This window comes from Microbacterium sp. ISL-103, from assembly GCF_018613995.1.
Taxonomy (GTDB): domain Bacteria; phylum Actinomycetota; class Actinomycetes; order Actinomycetales; family Microbacteriaceae; genus Microbacterium.
On record NZ_JAGGPD010000250.1, the window covers coordinates 1 to 3,604 of the forward strand.

The window sequence follows — 3,604 nt, forward strand, 5'->3', positions numbered from 1 at the left end:
AGCGATCCGGGGTCGCGCCCCGGCGTGAACGGGGCGTGGTCGTCGTCGGTGACGATGCGACGCTTGCGCTTCCAGGTCTTCGAGCTGGGCTGCAGTCCGCGAAGACGTAGATAGGTGGCCACGGTCTCGGGGGCATCAGGTGCCTCCGGGGCTGGAACGGCGGCGATGTCAGTCATCCGAGACCTCTCTCTCGTCGCTGATGGTGCCTGCAGAGATCCGGACCACATGGGCGTGCAGGACCTCGGGGATATCTTCCTCCACGGCAGCGGTCACCACCACCTGCTCGTAACCGGAGGTCAGCGCGGCCAGGCGCTGACGACGATCGGCATCGAGTTCGGCGAACACGTCGTCGAGGATGAGCACCGGGTCTCCTGCGGGTGATTCGCTGCGCAGCAGTTCTGCGGAGGCGAGGCGCAGAGCGAGAGCGACGGACCACGATTCGCCGTGTGAGGCGTAGCCCTTGACAGGCAGACCGCGAACGCGGAGCACCAGGTCGTCGCGATGCGGACCCGTGAGCGTGAGACCCCGATCGAGCTCATTCGAGCGCTTCGCGAGCAGGGCGGCATGGAACATCTCGGCGATGTCACCGGTGGACTCGGCCGGAGCATCGACGCCCTCTTCCGGATCCGCGCCCCGAACCGACAGCGCCCAGTCGAGCTGAGGGCGATGATCTTCGCCGGCGATCGCCGCGTAAGCCTCGGCGACAGGCTGCTGCAGGTCTGCCGCGAGACGTTGCCGAGCGGTGATGATCTCGGCCCCGAGAGAGACGAGCTTGTCGTCCCACACATCGAGCGTGCTGAGTCCCTCGCCCTTGATCCCGCGGGCGCGAGCCGACTTCAGCAGTGCGTTGCGCTGTTTGAGGACCCGGTCGTAGTCGGCGAGCACCGACGACATACGCGGAGTGCGCTGGATGAGCAGCTGGTCGACGAATCGCCGACGGGCAGACGGATCACCGCGGACGATCTGCAGATCTTCGGGAGCGAACAGCACGACATGCGCGTAGCGCGGAAGCTCGTTCGTCTTCGAGGGCGATCCGTTGATGCGCGCCTTGTTCGACCCCTGCTTGTTGAGCTGGACCTCGACGAGCACGCGTCGCTCACCGTGCGACAGCCGAGCGCGGATGATCGCGAAATCCTGGCCTTCGCGCACCATCGGGGCATCGGAGGACACGCGATGCGAGCCGAGCGTCGCGAGGAACACGACGGCTTCGGCCAGATTCGTCTTTCCCTGACCGTTGCGCCCGACCAGCACGTTCGGACCGCGGTGAAGGGCGAGATCAGCGGTCGCGTAGTTGCGGAAATCGACCAGACTCAGGTGCTCCACAATCACGGTGTCAGCCTACCTTCGGGGTCTGACACTGCCGCCGTCGCGCGGAACGCGCTCGTCGAAGGATCAGCGCAGCAGCAGGTTGGGCTGCAGCAGGTACTTGAACGAGTCGAGCCCTGCCTGGTCGACCGAGGTCTGGCTCGTGATCAGCACAGGGCTGAGCTTGTTGGCATTGTCGCTCGAGGTGAACGTCACGCGGACGAACTCGCTCTTCACAGCGCCGAGTGCCTCGATCAGGTACTGCGGGTTGAGACCGAGAGTGACCTCGTCGCCGCCGTTGAGGATCGCGTCGACCGACTCCGAGGCTCGAGCGTGCTCGCTGCCCGATGCATCCATGGTGACGCCGTCGGCGGAGAACGTGAAACGCAGGGGAGCGGCGCGATCGAGCACGAGCGAGACGCGTCGTACAGCCTCGACGAGATCGGCGGTGTTGACGACGGCGTAGTGCTCGGTCTGCTCGGGGAAGAGTCGGCGGACGGGCGGGAAGTTTCCCTTGATCAGCAGCGACGTGACGGTCTTGTTCCCGGCGGTGAAGGCGATGATCTCGCGGTCTCCGGCTCCGGAGAATGCGATCTGGATCGTGCCTGCGTGACCGAAGGTCTTTCCGACTTCGAGCAGCGTGCGTGCCGGGACGAGTGCACTGGTCTCGACGGCTTCGCCGTCCCACGGCACGTCACGGAGCGAGACGCGGTAGCGGTCGGTCGCCACGAGGCTGAGGCTCTGGCCCGAGACCTCGAGCTGCACTCCGGTGAGCACCGGGGTGACATCGTCGCGAGACGCGGCGAAACCGACCTGCGAGATCGCGGTACCGAAATCATCGGCCGGCACGACTCCGGACGACCCGGAGACCTCGGGGATGGACGGATATTCCTCGACCGGCATGGCGGCGAGCGTGAAGCGCGCGGATCCGCAGGTGACGGTGATGCTGCCGTCGTCCTCGACGGCGATCTCGATCGGAGCGTTCGGAAGACGGCTCGCGATGTCGGAGAGCAGACGGCCGTGGACGAGGATCGTGCCGGGGGTGTCGACCGTCGCCTCGATGGTCGTGCGCGCCGACGCTTCGTAGTCGAAGGCCGAGAGCGTGAGTCCGGAGGCGTCGGCCTCGATCAGGACTCCGGCGAGGATCGGCTGCGGATTGCGCTGCGGAAGAAGCTTGACGACGAATGACACAGCCTCGCTGAAGACATCGCGGTTGACCTGAAACCTCACTGGTGCTCCCTTGTCGTCGTTCTGAGACGTGTCGTCATCGTCCCTGCCGGTGCAGGGCTTCCCATGCTAGCCCCACGACAGGGCGGATCCCTACGACCGGTCCGAACCTCGGGCCCGTCGGACTTTCCCCACCGTCTGGTGATCGGATCGCCCTTGAAATGAATTAACTCCTTAACGGTGTTAACACCTGTGGATACTGTGGATAACTCGGTGGAAAGCAGACGCGAGTAGGGAACTACACGGTTGTCAGTTGTGGAATCCCTGAGGAATACGCGGGTGGAGAGGGTCCCGAGGTCCCAGCGGTCTCCCGAGGTTATCCACAGGTTGAGTCGTTTCCCCCACATTCGTCCCGATGTCGAGGCGATCCATCCACAAGTTATCCACATGTGCAAACTGGCATCGATCCGACCCGTCATATGCCTCGCGGAGACGCGAGAAGGGGCCACAGCACCCGTGCGGATGCAGTGGCCCCTTCTGAAAGAGCGAGCGCGAACTCAGCGGCGACCGAGTTGCGTGGTGATCTCGGTGACCTGGTTGTAGATCGAACGTCGCTCCTTCATGAGCTCGCTGATCTTCTTGTACGCGTACATGACCGTGGTGTGATCGCGGTTGCCGAAGAGCTGTCCGATCTTGGGCAGAGACAGGCTCGTGCGCTCCCGACACAGATACATGGCGATCTGCCGTGACGTGGCGATCTGCTGCGATCTGCTCGAGCCGTACAGGTCGTCGACCGTCAGCTTGAAGTACTGCGCGGTGGCGGTGATGATGTCGGTCGGCGAGATGATGTTGTCCTCGGCCGTGTCGATGATGTCGCGCAGCACGGTCTGAGCCAGCGAGATGTCGAGCGCCGAGCGGTTCAGGCTCGCGAACGCGGACACGCGGATGAGCGCACCTTCGAGCTCTCGGATGTTCGAGGAGACCACCGTGGCGATGTACTCGAGGACTTCGTCGGGAATGTGCAGCGCCTCGCTCTGGGCCTTCTTGCGGAGGATGGCGATGCGGGTCTCGAGGTCGGGAGCCTGGACGTCGAGGATCAGACCCCACTCGAACCGGCTGCGCATCCTGTCCT

3 protein-coding genes are annotated in these 3,604 nt (G+C 64.5%); all 3 read right to left on the reverse strand.

The window, feature by feature from the left end; genetic code table 11:
* Positions 1-168: 168 nt before the first annotated feature.
* The gene (recF, locus tag J7E68_RS10065) at positions 169-1,329 is read right to left on the reverse strand and encodes a DNA replication/repair protein RecF (protein ID WP_215172198.1); all 1,161 of its coding nucleotides are present in this window, start codon (positions 1,327-1,329) and stop codon (positions 169-171) included.
* Positions 1,330-1,392: 63 nt separating this feature from the next.
* Entirely contained in the window at positions 1,393-2,535 is a 1,143-nt protein-coding gene (dnaN, locus tag J7E68_RS10070; protein WP_215172200.1) for a DNA polymerase III subunit beta, read from the reverse strand.
* Between the two features lie 494 nt (positions 2,536-3,029).
* Positions 3,030-3,604 (reverse strand): helix-turn-helix domain-containing protein (locus J7E68_RS10075; RefSeq protein ID WP_251048858.1); only part of this gene is annotated, 575 nt, incomplete at its 5' end.